Annotated in this window: 16 protein-coding genes and 3 tRNA genes; 3 read left to right on the forward strand and 16 right to left on the reverse strand. The window is 61.2% G+C overall.

The window, feature by feature from the left end:
• Positions 1-27: 27 nt before the first annotated feature.
• From BN1724_RS03290 to leuC, 7 genes are all read right to left on the reverse strand, one after another.
• Positions 28-1,146, reverse strand: a complete 1,119-nt coding sequence (locus BN1724_RS03290; RefSeq protein WP_058234224.1) for a D-alanine--D-alanine ligase family protein — start codon at positions 1,144-1,146, stop codon at positions 28-30.
• 4 nt (positions 1,147-1,150) lie between these two features.
• The gene (locus BN1724_RS03295) at positions 1,151-2,167 is read right to left on the reverse strand and encodes an NAD(P)H-dependent glycerol-3-phosphate dehydrogenase (RefSeq protein ID WP_058234225.1); all 1,017 of its coding nucleotides are present in this window, start codon (positions 2,165-2,167) and stop codon (positions 1,151-1,153) included.
• Between the two features lie 13 nt (positions 2,168-2,180).
• A complete protein-coding gene (locus BN1724_RS03300) occupies positions 2,181-2,951 on the reverse strand; it encodes a lysophospholipid acyltransferase family protein (protein ID WP_058234226.1) in 771 nt (256 codons plus the stop codon).
• Positions 2,951-3,514, reverse strand: coding sequence for a hypothetical protein (locus BN1724_RS03305; RefSeq protein ID WP_058234227.1), 564 nt, complete (start codon positions 3,512-3,514; stop codon positions 2,951-2,953). Before BN1724_RS03305 ends, BN1724_RS03300 begins: the two co-directional genes overlap by 1 nt.
• The gene (gene murA, locus BN1724_RS03310; RefSeq protein WP_058234228.1) at positions 3,511-4,839 is read right to left on the reverse strand and encodes a UDP-N-acetylglucosamine 1-carboxyvinyltransferase; all 1,329 of its coding nucleotides are present in this window, start codon (positions 4,837-4,839) and stop codon (positions 3,511-3,513) included. The genes BN1724_RS03305 and murA overlap by 4 nt, the downstream gene beginning before the upstream one ends.
• A gap of 126 nt (positions 4,840-4,965) precedes the next feature.
• Complete coding sequence (gene leuD, locus BN1724_RS03315) at positions 4,966-5,577, reverse strand: 3-isopropylmalate dehydratase small subunit (protein ID WP_058234229.1); 612 nt, start codon at positions 5,575-5,577, stop codon at positions 4,966-4,968.
• 52 nt (positions 5,578-5,629) lie between these two features.
• Complete coding sequence (gene leuC / locus BN1724_RS03320; RefSeq protein ID WP_058234230.1) at positions 5,630-7,042, reverse strand: 3-isopropylmalate dehydratase large subunit; 1,413 nt, start codon at positions 7,040-7,042, stop codon at positions 5,630-5,632.
• A 147-nt stretch (positions 7,043-7,189) separates the two neighbouring features.
• On the opposite strand from leuC, the gene BN1724_RS03325 reads away from it, so the two are divergent.
• Complete coding sequence (locus BN1724_RS03325) at positions 7,190-7,909, forward strand: IclR family transcriptional regulator (protein ID WP_157085907.1); 720 nt, start codon at positions 7,190-7,192, stop codon at positions 7,907-7,909.
• Positions 7,910-7,930: 21 nt separating this feature from the next.
• Here the strand turns inward: BN1724_RS03325 and BN1724_RS03330 are convergent, their stop codons facing one another.
• From BN1724_RS03330 to BN1724_RS03360, 7 genes are all read right to left on the reverse strand, one after another.
• A complete protein-coding gene (locus BN1724_RS03330) occupies positions 7,931-8,752 on the reverse strand; it encodes a universal stress protein (RefSeq protein WP_058234232.1) in 822 nt (273 codons plus the stop codon).
• A 120-nt stretch (positions 8,753-8,872) separates the two neighbouring features.
• Entirely contained in the window at positions 8,873-9,652 is a 780-nt protein-coding gene (ddaH, locus tag BN1724_RS03335; RefSeq protein WP_058234233.1) for a dimethylargininase, read from the reverse strand.
• 144 nt (positions 9,653-9,796) lie between these two features.
• Positions 9,797-9,872 (reverse strand) — tRNA-Glu (locus tag BN1724_RS03340).
• A 20-nt stretch (positions 9,873-9,892) separates the two neighbouring features.
• Positions 9,893-9,968: transfer RNA gene (locus BN1724_RS03345), tRNA-Glu, on the reverse strand.
• Positions 9,969-9,995: 27 nt separating this feature from the next.
• A tRNA-Gln gene (locus BN1724_RS03350) sits at positions 9,996-10,067 on the reverse strand.
• Between the two features lie 156 nt (positions 10,068-10,223).
• Positions 10,224-11,651 (reverse strand): glutamate--tRNA ligase, encoded by a 1,428-nt coding sequence (gene gltX / locus BN1724_RS03355; protein ID WP_231928265.1) that lies wholly within the window; start codon positions 11,649-11,651, stop codon positions 10,224-10,226.
• Positions 11,652-11,774: 123 nt separating this feature from the next.
• Positions 11,775-12,554, reverse strand: coding sequence for a fumarylacetoacetate hydrolase family protein (locus BN1724_RS03360; protein WP_058234234.1), 780 nt, complete (start codon positions 12,552-12,554; stop codon positions 11,775-11,777).
• A gap of 127 nt (positions 12,555-12,681) precedes the next feature.
• Here BN1724_RS03360 and BN1724_RS03365 point away from each other — a divergent pair, with 127 nt between their 5' ends.
• Positions 12,682-13,692 (forward strand): hypothetical protein, encoded by a 1,011-nt coding sequence (locus tag BN1724_RS03365; RefSeq protein WP_058234235.1) that lies wholly within the window; start codon positions 12,682-12,684, stop codon positions 13,690-13,692.
• A gap of 19 nt (positions 13,693-13,711) precedes the next feature.
• Positions 13,712-16,312: a DEAD/DEAH box helicase gene (locus tag BN1724_RS03370; protein WP_084252713.1), complete on the forward strand. Its 2,601-nt coding sequence runs from the start codon at positions 13,712-13,714 to the stop codon at positions 16,310-16,312.
• On the opposite strand, the gene cimA is transcribed toward BN1724_RS03370, so the two are convergent.
• Together cimA and BN1724_RS03380 are read right to left on the reverse strand one after the other, a co-directional pair.
• A complete protein-coding gene (gene cimA, locus BN1724_RS03375; RefSeq protein ID WP_058234236.1) occupies positions 16,309-17,958 on the reverse strand; it encodes a citramalate synthase in 1,650 nt (549 codons plus the stop codon). The genes BN1724_RS03370 and cimA overlap by 4 nt on opposite strands.
• Before the next feature lie 117 nt (positions 17,959-18,075).
• Entirely contained in the window at positions 18,076-19,164 is a 1,089-nt protein-coding gene (locus tag BN1724_RS03380) for a branched-chain amino acid aminotransferase (RefSeq protein ID WP_058234237.1), read from the reverse strand.
• Positions 19,165-19,254 lie beyond the last annotated feature (90 nt).

The following is a 19,254-nucleotide window of genomic DNA, read 5'->3' on the forward strand; positions in this document are numbered from 1 at the left end:
CGAGCACAGCGGCGCGTCACATCTTGGTTAGCGCAGCCCAGTCCGCCGGGTCCGTGCGCGTTCAATGAGCTCGGTCAGCAGCTGCCGATACGGCAGACCCATGGCCTCCCACAGCACGGGGAACATCGAGCTGGGAGTGAACCCCGGAATCGTGTTGACTTCGTTGACCACCACACCGCGGTCAGTCACAAACACATCAACCCTGGCGAGCCCTTCAAGCCCCAGCACCGCAAAAGCGGTGGCAGCCACCGACCGCACCGCAGCAACCTGGTCATCCGATAGGTCAGCGGGCACCAGGATGTTGACCTCTCCCACGCCGAAATACTTCGACTCGTAGTTGTAAAACTCCAGGTCATCACCGGTCACGATTTCACCGGGCAGGCTAGTGCGCGGCATTTGACCGAACTCACCCTCGAGCACGGCGCACTCCACTTCCCGACCGCTGACCCCTTTCTCCACCAGCACCCGGGGGTCCTGGGCGAAAGCCGTCTCCATCGCCGCATCGAGTTGCGACAGATCAGTTACTTTGCTGACCCCAAAACTCGACCCTGCACGGCACGGCTTCACAAACAGCGGCAGACCGAGATCTCGGCAGCGCGCCGCAATCCCATGGGAGTCGTGCTTCCACTCCTGATCGCGAACTAAAAAGCCATCGGCAACCTGAATCCCGGCATGGGCCAGCATGACTTTGGTGGTGTGTTTATCCATGCACGCGGCTGACCCGAGCACGCCGGACCCCACATACGGCACATCAAATAACTCGAGCAGACCTTGGATGGTGCCATCCTCGCCGTATGGTCCGTGCACAAGGGGAAACACGACATCGATGTCGGTAAGGGGCTGCACCGCCCCATCGCGAATGACCCGCAGCGATATGCGCTCGCCCTCGCGCCGCGTCGATGTCGGCAAAAGCACTTCGTCGCCATCGGACGGAACCGACGGGGTTTGTCCGTCCCGCATCGACCACGCCGCCGGATCCTCGCTGACCAGTACGAAGCGCCCCTGATCGGTTATCCCGATCGGCACGATGTCGTAGCGGTCTTTGTCCAACGCTGCCATGACACAACCCGCGGTGAGACAAGAAATCCCGTGTTCTGCGCTGCGCCCCCCGAACAGCAGGGCGACAGTGGTCTTCGTAGAGCTCATTGGTTTACAGTACCCGCCCACCGGGTATTTCCTCACGCAGAGGACGCGCCAGCAGCCGCGCCGTGGTGTGTTCAATTCCCGCACCGTGATGGACTACATCCACCACCGCAGCGGTGAGTGGCATGTCCACCCGGTGGCGCCGCGCCAGCTCTAAAACAGCCGGCGCCGTCGTCACGCCTTCCGCCGTTTGACCGGCCTGCCGCACTGCTTCCTCAAGAGGCAATCCTTGCCCCAGATATGTGCCCACTCGGTTATTGCGAGACAGCGGGGAGGCACAGGTCGCCACTAAATCCCCGAGACCCGCTAAACCCGCGAAGGTCTGTTCATCCGCCCCCAGCGCAATCCCTAGCCGCGTGATCTCCGCCAGTCCCCGAGTCATCAGCGTGGCGGTCGTGTTATGGCCGTATCCAGCGCCGCCAGCCATTCCTACCGCGAGCGCAATCACATTTTTCGTGGCGCCCGCGATCTCGACTCCGACCGGGTCGCGGGATAGATACGGTCGAAAATACGGTGCGGCCAGCATTTTGGCGACCTGTGCGGTGAGATCATCGTCGATCCCAGCCACCGCGCTCGCACTCGGTTGTTTAGCGGCGATCTCGCGGGCAAGATTCGGCCCCGACAGCACCAGCACGCGTTCCGGCGGGACATTGCCCGCCTCGCTAATCACCTCGCTCATCCGCAGATCGGTGCCCTGTTCTATTCCTTTGGCGAGTGAGAGCACCGGCACCTCGGGCAGGGCAGGGCACTGGTGCCCCAGGCAGTGGCGCAACGCTTGGGCGGGTATCGCACACACGATGAGCTGCGTGTCGCTCAGCGCATCGGCAATTCGGGAGGTGGCCGTCACCCGCTCGTGTAGCGCAACACCGGGCAGATAAGCCTCGTTGCATCCACGCCGCCTAATCTCCTGAGCGATAGACGTCCTACGGGCCCACAGGGTCACATTTCCCCCGGCGTCTGCGATCACGTTCGCAATCACGGTGCCCCAGGAACCGGCACCGAGAACAGCGACCCGAGGTGACATAGCCTGCCCTTTCCTAGGCTTTATTCCTGCGCCGCACCAGGCCTCGCCGTAAACGCCGTCCTACCTCTGGACGGTGAGCGTCGCGCCGGCCGTCGTACACGGTGTCAGGCGGCGTTTGAGAGCGCAGCTGGGCCAGCATCGCAGTCACAGCGTTCATGGCCTCGTCCGTAATTCGGCGGGCGGCCTGGTACTCATCCTCGTGGGGTCGCTGCGTCGCCACAATAGCGGGGCCCACAATAATCTGTATTCCCCCGCGGGGCCGCAGATGCAGCTTGCAGGTTCGGGTTGGGTTGACCTTGTGGGAACCCCAGCACGCGATGGGAATGAGTGGGGCACCGGTGCGCAGAGCGAGTCGGGCAGCGCCGGTGCGTGCCCTCATGGGCCACAGCCCCGGGTCGCGGGTGTAGGTTCCCTCCGGGTAGACCGTCAACACCTGACCGGCGCACAGCGCACTTTCAGCGGCGGCCAGGGCATCCTGAGATCGCCCACGCCCGCGGGATACCGGTATCTGGCCGGTACGTCGCAATAACGTTCCCAGCACCGGAATACTAAACAGTGAGTCTTTAGCAAGGAAACGCGGCGGTATCCCCGAATCCACCAGCAGGTGTCCGTACGCGAGAGGATCGAAGGCACTGGTGTGATTGCCAATCACAATGGCCCCACCCTGGCTCGGAAGATTCTCCTGACCACTCCAGTGGCGGGCTGAAATAGCGACGAGCGCCGGTCTGAGCCCAAGTGCAGCGATCCGAATCACCCACGGCATCCGGCGATCGGTGGACACCATCAAGAATCCGTATCGCGCGTAGCCTGCGGCAAAACCCGCTGGTCCGGGGACGGCAGGGCTGGCGGTACGGATTTGCCGTCCAGCTGCCGAGTGTCGCGGGCCTGGATCCGCGCGCGGTGACGCACCGTGACGCCAGCGCGGCGGGCGAGCGTATTGGTGGTCTGAGCGTGCGTGATCCGGCGCATAGCAAAAATCATCCGGCCTCGCAGCGTTTTGTACTTCACGGCCGTCGTGACCCGAAGTAAACGCCCGTCCGGTTCGATCCCGACTGCGATCCTGAGCATCAGGTCACGGTCATCTTGAATAATCAGGGCCTCATCGTCGGTGGTTTCGGCCACCACCGCACTCTTGGGCAGCGGCGGCACCAAGTCCACCACGCGTAGCAGCTCGTTGCGTACGGCCCGCGCGCCCCGTCGCACCAGTGGCACGTTTTCGGGCGCGAACATGGCTTCAGCCCACACCTGCGGGTCAGAAACCGCTACGCCTCGGGTGGGAACGATCAAAACGTCGCAGTAGTCCGGGACGGGAATGTCCCTCAGGGCAAGAGACTCATATCCGTTCACGGCGCATCCTCGTCGCGGAATTCGGCCCCAAGAGCCGTGAGCTTCTCACGGAACAGTTCATAGCCGCGGTCAATCAGGTCAATTCCGTGGATGCGGGAGACTCCATCAGCGGCAAGCGCTGCAATCAGGTAGGAGAATCCGCCGCGTAGATCGGGGACTTCAATTTCTGCTGCTTTTAAGGGGGTGGCACCCGAGATAACTGCCGAATGGTTGAAGTTGCGCTGGCCAAAACGGCACCGCGAACCGCCGAGGCACTCGCGGTACACCTGGATTTTGGCTCCCATGTCATTGAGGGCGCGGGTGAAGCCGAGACGGTTTTCATACACCGTCTCATGCACGATCGATAGGCCTTCCGCCTGAGTGAGAGCGACCACTAACGGCTGTTGCCAGTCGGTCATGAACCCGGGATGCACGTCGGTTTCAATGGCCGCAGAAGTGAGCGGAACCCCTGGGTGACGGAACCGAATCGAGTCACCCTGCAGGAACTCAATGTCGCCGCCGATTTTCCTGAACACGTTCAAAAAGGTCGACATGGTTTTTTGCTGGGCCCCGTGGACGAGCACTGATCCGTGCGTCGCCAGCGCAGCACATGCCCAACTGGCCGCTTCAATTCGGTCGGGAAGAGCGGTGTGGTCAAAGCCCCCGAGCCGATCCACCCCTTCGATGCGGATGGTGCGGTCAGTCTCCATGGAGATGATGGCACCCATTTTCTGGAGCACCGCAATCAGGTCCTCAATCTCCGGTTCAACTGCGGCGCCGGACAGCTCGGTGATCCCTTCGGCGCGCACTGCGGTCAGTAGCACCTGTTCGGTGGCGCCGACACTGGGGTATTCAAGGTGAATCCGGGCGCCGCGCAATCCCTGCGGGGCGGTGATATAGATACCGTGCTCGCGTTTATCGACATCGGCACCGAATTCCCGCAACACCGTGAGGTGATAGTTGATCGGACGATCCCCAATCCGACATCCCCCAAGGTCCGGGATGATGGCTTCACCGAGGCGATGCAGAAGAGGCCCGCAGAAAAGAATCGGAATGCGTGAGGAGCCCGCATGGGCGTCAATGTCTGTCACATGCGCCTGCTCGACGTTGGAGGGATCCAGGTGGATCACCCCGGCGTCGAGATCCGCATCGACCTTCACCCCGTGAATGCTGAGCAGCTTTCCCACGATTTGCACGTCGCGGATATCCGGCACCGATCGCAGTGTGCTGGGTTCTTCACCGAGCAGTGCCGCAACCATCGCTTTGGAAACGAGGTTTTTGGCACCGCGAACGGTAATTTCGCCCTGCAAGGGGCGTCCGCCACGAACGGTGAACGTTGAGCTCATGGTGTCCTTCACGTGATGGGAAAGGGGCATGAAGCCCCCGTAGCAACTCTCCCACTGTAAAGGATGTCGAACGGTCCTTGTGTCCAGATCAGGCCCTCGGCTGACGGCTGTCTTCTCACACTGCGCTTAACGCATGTTAGCCGTGCGAACAGGAAGGGTTTTAGGCATCCAACTTGGGCGTTTAGCTTCAAATGCATCGATATCCGCTTCGTGGCGCAGGGTGAGGCCAATGTCGTCTAGCCCCTCCATGAGGCGCCATCGCGTGTAGTCATCGAGGTCAAAACGAAGCGTGAGATCCGCGCACCGAACCTGTCGGTCAACGAGATCGACGGTGATCTCCGTGCCCGGGTGTTCTTCCAGCATCTTCCACAGCAGTTCAATGTCACCTTGCGCCATCACACCGGCAACCAAGCCTTGTTTTCCGGCATTCCCGCGAAAAATATCGGCGAATCGGGAGGACAGCACGGCTCGAAACCCATAGTCACGAAGGGCCCATACCGCGTGCTCGCGAGAGGAGCCCGTGCCGAAGTCGGGCCCAGCCACGAGCACGCTGCCCTCTCGATATGCGGGCTGGTTCAGCACGAACGATTCATCGCGTCGCCAGGCTGAAAACAGTCCATCCTCAAACCCGGTTTTGGTGACCCTTTTGAGATAGACAGCGGGAATGATCTGATCGGTGTCGACATTGCTGCGTCGCAGCGGAACCCCGATGCCGGTGTGTGAGGTAAACGAATCCACGATTTTCTTCTTTCAGGTCTTTGGGAATGTCTGCTGTGTTCCGCATCCGCACTCAGGTCAGCGGAGCGAGATCTGCCGGGCTCGACAGTCGGCCACGCACCGCGGTTGCGGCGGCCACAGCCGGAGACACCAGGTGGGTTCGCCCGCCTTTGCCTTGACGTCCTTCAAAATTGCGGTTTGAGGTTGAGGCGCTGCGCTCACCGGGTGCGAGCTGATCTGGGTTCATGCCCAAACACATGGAGCATCCCGCCTGACGCCATTCAGCGCCGAAATCGATAATGTCGCGATGCAGGCCCTCAGCCTCGGCTTGTCGGCGCACCCGAGCTGATCCCGGCACCACCATGACACGCACCCCGGGGTGCTTTCGGCGTCCCCGGATCAACGATGCGAAGGTGCGCAGATCCTCAATGCGTCCGTTGGTGCACGACCCCATAAACACGGTGTCCACCGCAATGTCCTTAAGCTGGGTTCCGGGCTCCAAATCCATGTAGCACAGCGCCTTTTCGCAGGCGGCGCGGGCCACGTCATCGGTGAAGTCCTCGGGGGTGGGGACGCGCCCCGATAGCGGCATTCCCTGCGCCGGGTTAGTTCCCCAGGTGACGAAGGGTTCCAGCTCATCAGCGTCGATGATCACCTCGTGGTCGAAGACGGCGTCATCATCGCTGCGCAGTGTTCGCCAATACGCCACGGCCTCGTCCCAGTCTGTGCCAGTGGGGGCGTGGGGACGGTTTTTTACGTACTCGAAGGTGGTCTCATCCGGCGCAATCATCCCGGCCCTGGCTCCAGCTTCGATCGACATGTTGCACACGGTCATCCGAGCTTCCATGGACAGTTCCCGGATGGCGTTGCCGCGATATTCGAGCACATACCCTTGGCCGCCGCCGGTGCCGATCCGGGCGATCACAGCCAGGATGAGGTCTTTAGCGCTCACCCCGGGCCGCAGGGAGCCATTGACTGTAATAGCCATGGTTTTAAACGGCGTCAGAGGAAGGGTTTGCGTGGCTAGAACGTGTTCGACTTCGCTGGTTCCGATCCCGAATGCAAGTGCACCAAAGGCGCCGTGCGTTGAGGTGTGAGAATCACCGCACACCACGGTAATTCCGGGCATGGTCAGCCCGAGCTGCGGTCCCACCACGTGCACGATGCCTTGGTCCGCGTCCCCCAGGGAGTGGATTCGCACCCCGAAATCGTGGGCGTTTTGGCGTAGCGTTTCAATCTGGGTTCGGCTGACCAGGTCAGCAATCGGCTTGTCGATGTCGACGGTGGGGGTGTTGTGGTCTTCTGTGGCGATGGTTTGATCCACGCGCCGCAGCGGTCGGCCTGCGAGTCTGAGCCCGTCAAAGGCTTGGGGGCTCGTCACTTCGTGCAGGAGGTGGAGGTCGATGTAGAGAAGATCCGGCTGTCCGTTTTCCCCGCGTCGGACCACATGGTCCTGCCATACCTTTTCTGCCAGTGTGCCCGCCATAAGAACCTCCTCGATGCGCTCGGCGGCCTTTTCCCGCCCGTCAGCACGGGTCTATCGTGAGATCTGCCCGACACCTCCGCACTTGCGTCTCACGGAATAAGACGTCAGTATCATGCCATGGACAATCCTGGAGTGGATACCGCCGCAGTGCACGGCGGCAGCGGAGTCGGCGTCCTTGACAAAGCCGCCGTGGTGCTCGGCGCCCTGGAAGCAGGCCCCGCAACCCTTGCCCAACTCGTGCAGGCAACCGGCCTCGCACGCCCCACAGCCCACCGTCTCGCGGTCGCACTCGAACACCACCGATTCGTCGCCCGCGACATGCAGGGCCGTTTCATCCTCGGATCGCGCCTGGGCGAACTTGCCGCAGCCGCCGGAGAAGACCGCCTGCTCGCAGCCGCGGGCCCGGTACTGGCCGCATTGCGCGACCACACCGGCGAATCCGCCCAACTGTATCGACGCCAAGGTGATCACCGAATCTGCGTGGCAGCTGCTGAACGCCCAATTGGTCTGCGCGACTCGGTGCCACTTGGCGCCACGCTCACCATGAAAGCAGGCTCAGCCGCGCAGATCCTGCTCGCCTGGGAAGAACCAGACCGCCTCCACCGCGGACTCCACGGGGCGCGCTTCACCGCCACCATGCTGTCAGCGGTGCGTCGCCGCGGATGGTCCCAGAGCGTCGGTGAGCGCGAGTCGGGGGTGGGATCCGTCTCAGCGCCGGTACGGGGCCCCAACGGACGGGTTGTGGCCGCGCTCAGCGTGTCCGGGCCCATCGAACGCATCACCCGGCAGCCAGGGCGCTTACACGCCGCAGCCGTGATCTCCTCAGCGAACCATCTCACCGAGGTACTGCGGCGCTCCGCCTCCTAAGCCCTGTGGCGAGGACCCAGCTTAGAGATTGGGCCGGGCCAGCCACACCGGCGTATGCGCGTACCGCAAAATTGCCATAGTGACCGAGGACATGGCACTGGCGGTCTGAGTACGATCATGCGGAGCTGTGACGAGCATGCGTGCTCCGCTGCTCGCTTTGATGAGGTCCTGCGCGGAACGCCCGGTCACCGGGGCACCCATAGTGACCTCAACACCGGGGCTCTCCTCGTGGACAACCTGCCGGGCACGCTCAAGCACATGCTCAACACCCGCTTCAGCCACCGCTGCCCCGTGAACTACCTGCACACCCACGCCGTGCATCGTGGCCAGGTGCGCCGCTGCGCGCAGGGCGCGTTCCGAGAACGAGGTGCCATCAAAGGCAGCAGCCACAGGCCCGCTTCCAGTTTCCTCACCGCGGACCACCACCACCGGGCAATGCGCTCCCGAGGCAAGGGCTAAGGAGACCGATCCCACAACCAGGGACATGAAGCGACCAAGCCCTCGGCCGCCCACCACCAGCAGGTCTGCCGACGCCGACTGCTGTAGCAAAATCTCCGCCGGCCGGCCCACCACCAGCTCTGAGGTGATCTCATGCTCGGGTACCAGTTGGCGGGCCTGCTCAACCGTCTCTGCAAGCAGCTGCTCAGCCGCCACCCGCAGCCCTGATCCAGCGATTCCCGGTACCGGATCAATGTCGACATTCATCAATGGCCAGATAAATGCATGCACTAAATGCAACCGACCACCGGTCAACCGGGCGTGGTGAGCAGCGAACTTGAGCGCTCGCTCAGATCCGTCGGACTCGGTGACTCCAACAACAATGCGCGGGTTGTCCTGAATCATGGCGGCCTCCTCGATGCGTCATGAACACGGGCCCACCCTTAGGGCCACAGCCCCATTGTGTCATGTAAATCACCTAGTGACCTGGGCGCATTGACCCGGCTCGGCGCGAGGACACGCGAGCTAGCCGAGAGGCATTCCGCGCAGCCGAACCGAGAGGCATGTCACGCAGCCCTCAAGCTTTATAAACTCAGAGATGTCCACGTCGATGACGTTCAACCCCAGACCCCTGAACTTGCGGGCTGTCTCGGGTGCATCCGCCGACATCAGCACCGTATGCGCATCCAGCACCACCACATGCGACCCCGATTCTTCGGGCACCGCCATGAAGTTGTCCCATACGGATGGGTCATCGACCAGGGGCTCGTATCCGATCACGGTGCCATCGGGCAGCGCGGTGACGGCTGACTTGAGATGAAGAACTTTCGTCAAAGGCACGGCAACTACATTGGCACCCTGGTCAGCGAGCAGTTCGCGCAGCTGCCGGATTCCTTCATCATTGGTACGGCCCCCGTGGCCCACCCAAACCGTTCCGCCATATTTGAGGACGTCACCGCCATCGAGGGTGCCGGGGGCTTGGATCCGACTCACACGGTATCCGAGCTTGCGTACCATGGCCTCGGCTGCTTCGGCTTCCGCCCGCCGTTCTTCAGCTCCTGAGCGTGCGATCACTGCCAGGTCGCCATAGACGACCATGGTGTCCTCGACGAAGACCGAGTCTGGGCACGCATCTGCGGGCGGAACTTCGTGAGTGCTCCAGCCCGCGTCGTGCAGCGCCTGCACATACCCTTCCCATTGGCGCATTGCCAGCTCGCCATCAACGGGCTGACGATCAATATGAGTGACGATGCCATCGGCCAGACGAGGGGATGGCCTGCGAATAAGAGCATGTTTGCGGTCCATGCACCCAGTATCCTCCCGCCCCTCGCATAATGTCGTATACCTAACACCATTGACCGGCCTCTACGGTGTCGCCGCTGCCTCAAAAGCCTGCCGGCAGATACAAGAAAACCCGCGATCTAAAGAAAAAGACCACGGGCTATTCATTGGTACCCCGTACCGGATTTGAACCGGTGTTACCGCCGTGAGAGGGCGGCGTCCTAGGCCGCTAGACGAACGGGGCGCCGCAGGTTAAAAACCTGCTGGTACCCCGTACCGGATTTGAACCGGTGTTACCGCCGTGAGAGGGCGGCGTCCTAGGCCACTAGACGAACGGGGCGCCGACGGTTCAGATAGAACCATCAAGCTGGGGTACCTGGACTCGAACCAAGAACAACTGAACCAGAATCAGCCGTGTTACCGATTACACCATACCCCAAGGGGGTGTTTATCCTGCTCTTCTTCCGAAGCGCTGGGATCAGCACCGGTGAATAACAGTACACGACTACAGCCGATGCGTCGAACGGATCCGGGCTGCGCAGCCTGTGAACTCTCCCACCCCGCAGCCCAGATCTCATCCGAAAACTAGAACCCGTTACGCCGAGGCAAGGCGTTCACGCAACGCCCGCAAGCGTGCGAGGCTCGAAGTCTTACCCAAAAGCTCCATGGACTCAAACAGCGGCGGAGAGATACGACGACCTGACACGGCGCTGCGCAGCGGACCAAAGGCCAGCCGAGGCTTAATACCCATGGCATCGACAATGGCCGCACGCAGCCGCTCTTCCAAAACAGAGGCGACGAAATCCTCCTCGGCCACGTGATCGACCACATCCACCGCAGCGTCGAGGACCGCCACAGGGTCATCCCCCAGCTTCGTCAGAGCATCGTCTGCCACCACCAGATCAGCATCCGCAGTAAACAGGAACCGCAGCATGTCCGGGGCTTCTCCCATCAAGTTCATGCGCGGCTGAACCAGCGGGGTCGCCTTGACCACTAGGTCGTGCTCGGCCGGGGTGATCGGAGTCGAGACCACCTGAGCGGCTTGCAGATACGGCACCATCCGCTCGGTGAACTCTGCCTGCGGCAGCATCCGCATGTGATCCGCGTTAATGGCCGCAGCCTTCTTCAGATCAGCGCGCGCCGGATTCGGGTTGACGTTCGCGGCATCAAAACGCTCAATCATTTGATCAGCGGTAAAAACATCCTGGTCAGCCGAATATCCCCAGCCCAACAACGCCAAATAGTTGACCATGCCCTCAGGTAAGAAACCCTGGTCGCGGTAGAGGAACAGATTCGACTGCGGATCACGTTTAGACAGCTTCTTATTCCCCTCCCCCATCACATAGGGAAGATGCCCAAAGACCGGCATCGCTGACGCCACACCGATCTCAATCAATGCCCGGTATAGAGCAATCTGGCGGGGAGTTGATGACAAAAGATCCTCGCCGCGCAGCACATGCGTGATCTGCATGAGAGCATCATCAACCGGGTTCACAAAGGTATACAGAGGCTGGCCGTTTGCCCGCACCACCACGTAATCCGGCACCGAACCCGCGGCGAACGTAATCTCACCGCGCACCAAGTCAGTGAACGTGATGTCCTCATCGGGCATCCGCAACCGCCACGATGCCTGACGGCCCTCAGCCCTAAAGGCTGCTTTCTGCTCCTCGGTGAGATCCCGATCAAAACCGTCATAGCCCAGCTTCGGATCCCGGCCAGCTGCGCGATGCCGCTGCTCGATTTCCTCCGGTGTCGAAAAGGACTCATACACGTAGCCACCCTGCACGAGCTTGTCGAACACCTCGCGATAGATCTCGCCGCGCTGGGACTGCCGGTACGGACCGTGCGGCCCCCCAACCTCAATCCCCTCATCCCAGTCCAGCCCCAGCCAGCGCATGGCCTCAATAATCTGCTGGTAGGACTCTTCGCTATCGCGGGCCGCATCGGTGTCTTCAATCCGAAAGACAAACGTCCCGCCGTGGTGGCGGGCATGCGCCCAGTTAAATAGGGCCGTGCGGACCATGCCGATATGGGGAGTGCCGGTCGGGCTGGGGCAAAAGCGCACCCGTACCGGGGTGGTGCTGGACGAGGAAGTCACGATGTTGTTCTCCGATTCTGAGGAAATATATATGGCTCTCAAGGAGCGCTAACGCCGAACGACGGGGTTGGTGAGAACACCAATCCCCTCAATCTCAATGTCGATGCTCTGACCGGGGGTCACACTGCGCACGCCGGCAGGAGTGCCCGTGAGAATAACGTCGCCGGGGAGCAGAGTCATCACCTTGGAAATCTCCACCACGAGGTCAGTCACCGAATGCAGCATGTCGGCGGTAGTGCCGTCCTGGGCGAGGTCTCCGTCGACTCGCGAGGATATCCGCAGACCGTCGTCAACTGTCAGATCCGTTTCAATCCAGGGGCCGAGCGGGCACGACGTATCGAACGCCTTTGCTCGCAGCCATTGATTTTCCTGGCGCTGCAGATCCCGTGCGGTGAGGTCATTCGCGCAGGTGTAGCCGAGAATGACATCCGGGACCTGGGAAGGGTCCACAGCCTTGGCAAGGCGCTTAATAACCACGGCCAGTTCAGCCTCCAGGCTGATGTCATCGCTGTAAGCGGGCAATACGATGGGATCGTGCGGGCCGATCACGGCCGTGTTGGGTTTGAGGAAGAGCAGCGGAAGATCGGGGACCTGGTGACCAAGTTCAGCGGCATGGTCGGCATAATTGCGGCCGACGCACACCACTTTCGACCGCGGAATGACCGGTGCCAGAAGCCGCACATCCTCGCATGGGAGAACGGTTCCCGTGGGGCGAATTTCGGTGTAGAGCGGATCACCGGTAATCGCGTAGATCATCTCGTGTCCGTCACGCTCTTGAATAATTCCGTATTGGGGATCATCCCCGGTGGTGAAGCGAGCAATACGCATGCGGTCAGTCTACCGAGAGCATCTGGTCGCACCCGATGTCGAGATCTCCAACCTGAAGCCCATCACGGATTCTGACCTGGTTATCACCGAGTTCTCCCCGGCCAATTCCCCTGTCTAAGCTCATGCTATGCACCCCAACCTGCCCGCACCTGCTCGGATTCTCAGCACCGGTAAGGCGCGCCAAGCCCAGCTAAACCACCAGCAGCGCGCCGATACTCTGACCGAAGGGCATCGGATGCGCAAAGCGCGCGGGCTGAAACATCCGGTCGAGGATTTCTTATTTCACTATTACCCCTTTTCGCCCGCCAGGATGCGGCGTTGGCACCCGGGCTGGGACACCGCCTATGACGCGCGCGCAGATCTCGGTCCACGCTCGTCGCAGCGCGGTTCGGTCCGGCCTTGCGGGGATCTCACCGAGGATGGACGGAACTGGTATGTCGATACACCGGGCGCCGAACTCGGCACGCTCCTGCGCCGCGCCGACGTCCACCGGTTCGTCACCCAACGCGCCGACGCCCTCGCATTTATGTATCGCCATCTTCAGCGCACCTCTCTCAGCACCCGGACCCCGTCCTTTGGATGTTTCGGATTGCACGAATGGGCAATGGTTTACGCCCTGGCACCGGGCGAAAAGCGGCACAGCTCGCTTGAGCTACGGCTGGGCCAGGACGGCACCGATGAGGTTGTTCGCCGGGAACGGCTGCAATGCACTCACGTCGATGCGTTCCGTTTCTTTACCCCCGATGCTGCCCCACGCAACACCGTCACGCCCTCCCGTCACACCCAATCTGATCTCGATAATCCCGCATGTCTGCACGTCGGGATGGACCTGTTCAAATGGGCGATGAAACTTGCGCCGCTGGTTCCGTCGTCATTGGCATTGGATTGCTTTGAACATGCACTCGCGGCTCGCATCCTCGATATGGAAGCCTCACCCTACGATGTGCGGCCACTCGGATACGGGATGGTGCCGATTGAAACCCCCGCCGGAAAAGCAGAATATGTTCGCCGGCAACGGATACTCGCCGAGCAGGCAGAGACACTGCGTCAGCGGCTCTTGGATTACCTGAAGCCGCTGGCCGACATCATCACCTCCTTGAGCACCCAGACCGAGGCGCAAAACATCGCCTCCCCGTAAGCGTGACAAACTAAGAATCATGCCGCTGCTAGCCGACCATCTTCCGTCCTACCCGCATGCCCGTCCCAGCGACGGAATCGCCTCTGCTGACAGCATTGTCGAGGCTTTCACTCGCGCACAGGAGGAGACCGGGCGCACGCTGTACGACCACCAGGCCGAAGCACTGCTTGCGCTGGCTTCTGGGGACCACGTGATTGCGGCAACCCCCACTGGCTCGGGGAAGTCAACCGTCGGTTACGCTGCACTCTTCACAGCTCTTGCCACCGGCCGCCGAGCCTTTTACACGGCACCGATTAAAGCTCTGGTGAGTGAGAAGTTTTTTGAACTCGTTCACCTTTTCGGAGCTGCCGCTGTCGGGATGACTACAGGCGATTCTTCGGTTAACCGGGATGCACCGATCATCGTGTGCACCGCAGAAATTCTCGCGAGCCACGTGTTGCGAGATGGTCCAGCCAGCGATATTGAACTCGTGGTGATGGACGAGTTCCACTATTACGGAGACCCGCAACGAGGCTGGGCGTGGCAAATACCGCTGCTCGATCTTCCCCGCTGCCAATTTGTGCTGATGTCCGCAACGCTCGGCGACGTCTCATTCCTGGTCGATGACTTAAAGCAGCGCACCCGCCGCGAGGTGAGCGTGATCGACAATGCAATTCGTCCGGTGCCTCTCGACTTCCGCTGGTCAACCTCGGATATTGACGAGACCATTACCCAGATCCTCACTGAACGCGATGCGCCGGTGTACGTCGTACATTTCACCCAGGCTGCTGCGGTTGAGCAGGCCCAGGCCCTGCGGGGAACCGACATGCTCACCCGGGACGAAAAACAGCGGCTTCGCGACCTGATCGGAGACTTCCGGTTTTCCAAAGGATTCGGTTCCATCCTCTCCTCCCTGGTGCGACAAGGTATCGGCATTCATCACGCTGGGATGTTGCCTAAGTACCGCCGCCTGGTTGAGAAACTAGCGCAATCAGGTCTGCTGAAGGTTATTTGCGGAACGGATACCCTCGGGGTCGGTATTAACGTCCCCATACGGACGGTTCTGCTGACAGGCTTGGTGAAGTTCGATGGTCGGCGTAAACGGCTGATTAATTCCCGCGAGTTCCACCAGATCGCAGGACGAGCGGGCCGAGCCGGATACGACACCGTCGGCCACGTGGTAGTGCAGGCACCCGAGTGGACAATTCAAGCACTCAAAGAGGAAAAGCGCCGGGCCGAACGAACCCACAATGGGTCCACCCCGAATAGCGCCAAGAAGCACAAGAAGAAAGCAAAAGCCTCCGGCCCCAAAATCCCCGAAGGCGAGGTCAACTGGACAGAAAAGAATCTGGACAAGCTGGTGGAGAATCCACCCGAGCCGCTGCGTCCGGTCATGAGGATCAGCTCGTCGATGATTCTCAGCGTGATCGCACGGCCCGGGGATGCGGTGTTGTCAATGCGGCATCTTTTGCACGACGGGCACCAGACTCGCACCCAGATCGCCCGGTTATCCCGGCAAGCAATTCAGCATTTCCGCGGACTGCTGGATGCCGATATCATGCGGATCCTCCCTCAACCAGATCACCTGGGCCGCCGCATTGCCTTGGTCGAGGACCTCCAAGACGACTTCACCTTAACGCAGCCCCTGGCACCGTTTGCGATTGCCGCTCTCGATGCGATGGAGGAAGAGTCCGAAAACCTCACCTTGGACTCACTGTCAATTATTGAAGCCATTTTGGATGATCCAACCCCCATTTTGCTGGCACAGCAGCACGTGGCTAAAGGTGCCCTGCTGGCCGAACTTAAAGAGGAAGGAGTGGAGTACTCAGAGCGCATGGCGCTGCTGGATGAGGTCACCTGGCCCAAACCCCTAGAGGATGAGCTCACCGCACAGCTAGAGGTGTATCGCCGCGCCCACCCCTGGGTCAGCATGTATGACCTCTCCCCCAAGTCGATCGTGCGGGAGATGTATGAGACGGGTCAGACTTTCAGCGAGTTTATCTCCAGGTATCAGCTAGCTCGCGCCGAAGGGGTACTTCTGCGCTACCTATCGGATGCCTACCGGGCCCTGTCTCGCACCATCCCACAAGAATTGCGCACCGATGAGCTAGAGGACGTCATCGAATGGCTCGGGGTACTGGTACGCGGCATCGATTCGTCGCTCCTGGACGAATGGGAGGCGCTGGCCCACCCTGAGGATGAGGACGATGCAGCATCGAGTGTGCGTTCCACCTCACCCCGAGCGTTGTCAGCCCAAACCAAAGTCCTCACCACGATGGTGCGTGCCGCGATGTGGCAGCGAGTTGAGCACTTTGCCTTTGAACGGGAGGAGCGCCTAGCGGCCCTCGATGGCTGGAGCGGCTGGGATCAGGCACGGTGGGCGCAAGCTATGGACGACTACTACGACACCTATGACCACGTGAGTGTCGACGGCTCTGCTCGTCGCCCAGAGCTGCTTCATATTGAGCGTGAACGCGATCTGTGGCGGGTGCGTCAGGTGATTGATGATCCTGATGGAAACCATGACTGGGCACTCGCCGCCGAGGTTGACCTGGCGGCTACCGACGAGTCCGGGGAACTGGTGCTACGGATGGTCGGCGCCGGGGATATTGGCAGCTACCGCGATATGGGTGGGCATTAACTGGCGTGGGAACCGACAATTCCGCGCGGGGCGATACCGACCTTTAGGAATCCGTAGGTGTAGGCATCGGTGACCGCCTCCCAGGAGGCCTCGACAATATTGGGGCCGATGCCCACTGTCGAAAAGGTTAAACCCATACCTGAGGTCCGAACGAGAACCCGGGTGGTGGCGTTCGTGCCGCGATCAGCATCGAGGATACGGACCTTGAAGTCCTGTAGCTCAAACGCATCGATCTCGGGATACGCGGGTCGCAGCGCCGCACGCAGAGCCTCGTCGAGCGCGTTCACGGGACCATTACCTTCGGCCAGGGCAACGCTTTTACCGGTCACGGTGGCAGAACCACCATCCGTAGCAGGGCGCACGATTTTTACGATCGCCTCAGACTCCAAGAAGCCATCGCGCAATTGCTGGGTGAGCGCCCGCCACGTCTCGACGGTGTAATACGTGGGAAGCTTCCCCAGCCTGTCCAAAACCAACAGCTCAAAGGAGGCATCCGCCGCTTCGTAACTGTAGCCGCGGGCTTCGCGCTCTTTGACCGTCGCGGTGAGCTCTGTGAGCGTGTCTTGATCCGAGCCAAGGTCGAGCCCCAGCTCTCGGCCTTTCAATTCAATCGACGCCCGGCCTGCCATATCGGAAATGATCATGCGCATGTCATTGCCGACCGTATGCGGATCGATATGTTGGTAGAGATCGGCATCTACGCGGATAGCTGACGCGTGCAAACCAGCTTTATGCGCGAAAGCACTTCCCCCGACGTAGGGAGAACGCGGTGGCGTGGGAAGGTTGGCGATCTCTCCGATGGCGTGGGCAATGCGAGTCATCTCGGCGAGTCTGTCATCCGGAAGAATCTCAAAGCCCTCCTTGAGCTGAAGGTTCGCCACCACCGTCAGCAAATCAGCGTTGCCAGTGCGCTCACCGTAGCCGTTAATACAGCCCTGAAGGTGCACGGCGCCCGCCCGAATCGCGGCAATGGAGTTCGCGACCGCACAACCGGAGTCATTGTGGGCGTGAATCCCCAGCCGTCCCTCCAGGCTGAGCCCCATGCCGGCGACCTGGCGCGTCAGCTGTTCGATCACCTCGGTAATGCGATGGGGAAGCATCCCTCCGTTGGTATCGCACAGTGCAACGATCTGTGCCCCAGCCTCCAGTGCGCAGTGCACAACAGCCGCGGCGTATTCGGGGTGATACACAAACCCATCGAAGAAGTGTTCCGCGTCGAGATAGACCTCGCGTCCTTCAGCTCGAAGGTAGCCCACGGTCTCTCGAACCATCGCCAGATTCTCCTCCGGGGTGGTCCTCAACGCCGCGATGACCTGCCGCAGATCCGACTTAGCCACCAGGGTGATCACCGGGGCCTTCGACGCAAGCAGAGCGGCCACCTGGGGATCGTTGCGCACGTCCATTCCGGCTTTGCGGGTCGCTCCGAAAGCGGCCAGACGGGCACTGCGCAGGTTGAGTTCACTCTGGGCGCGGGCGAAGAACTCCGTGTCTTTCGGAACAGCCCCAGGCCATCCCCCTTCGATATGGGTCACGCCGAGTCCGTCGAGCAATTTCGCGACGGCGATTTTGTCCCCAACGGAAAGCGTGAGGCCCTCCTGCTGGGAACCGTCGCGCAGTGTCGTGTCATAGACGTGTATGGCCGGCATGGTGAGTGTCCATATCTGTGGCTAAACCCTGTCAGCAGGCCCGCTCAGGACGCGTCGGCGGTCTCGGCAAGCACTGGCCTTAGCCGGTAAGCCTAACGCGTCCTGGGCGAGCTGAGGTCATACGAGTCGCGTCATCCACCCTCGAGTGTCGTCAGCGCGCCCGTACTGGATGTCGCATAGTGCTTTCCGGATCGCGAGTGTGGTCTCGCCTGATCCTCCGTCGCCGATTGTCCAGGCACTGTCCTCGGAGCGGAACTCACCAATGGGGTTGACTACGGCAGCGGTGCCACACGCAAACGCTTCGCGCACTCGACCAGCGGCGATATCGTCCATGAGGTCCGATGCCACCAAGTTTTCTTCCGTCGGCGTGAGGCCGAGATCCGCGGCAAGCATGAGAATCGACTCGCGGGTAATGCCTTCGAGGATGGAACCGCTCAGCACCGGGGTGCGCAGGGTGCCGTCCGCGTACACCGCGAACACATTCATGCCGGACAGCTCATCAATGGTGGTGCGGGTCTGCGCGTCCAAGAAGAGCACTTCATCGCAGCCGTGACTGGCCGCCTCTGTTTTACCGATGAGTGAGGAGGCATAGTTACCGCCGCATTTGGCCGCGCCAGTACCGCCGCGCCCGGCCCGCGAATACTCACGGCTGATCCACACTTTTAGCGGCTGCACGCCGCGGGGGAAATAGGCTCCAGCCGGTGAAGCCAGGCAGTAATAGTCCACCGCGCGGGAGGGACGTACCCCGAGGAATTCCTCGGAGGCGAACATGAATGGCCGTAGGTAGAGAGAGGTTTCTCCGCCGCTGGGGACCCAGTCTCGGTCGGCGGCGACGAGTTCTCTCACCGACGCCATGAACATGTCTTCGTCCAGCTCGGGAAGCGCCAGCCTGCGCGCCGAACTGGCGAACCGGGCGGCATTGCGTTCGGGCCTGAAACCCCATATGGATCCGTCCTCGTGGCGGAATGCCTTCATCCCTTCAAAGATTTCCTGCGCGTAATGCAAAACCGCAGCCGCCGGAGACAGGATGATCGGGCCAAAGGGAATGATGCCGCCCCCGTGCCAGCCTTCATCGTGCGTCCACCGAATGTGGGCCATGTGATCTGTGAAGTGCGTTCCAAATCCGGGGTTCTCGAGAATGCGCTTGCGCTCGGCCTCGCCAGTGGGCGACGGATGTTCGGCGATGGGGAACGCAGACGCGTTCATGGGTTACCTCCACAGTGGTACATAGGCTGCGCCGGACGCAGCACGGATCATCAACGGTCATGAGGTTTCCGGTGCCTGTTGCGCTTTGAC

Origin of the sequence: Devriesea agamarum (assembly GCF_900070355.1) — a bacterium.
In the GTDB taxonomy this organism is placed as follows: domain Bacteria; phylum Actinomycetota; class Actinomycetes; order Actinomycetales; family Dermabacteraceae; genus Devriesea; species Devriesea agamarum.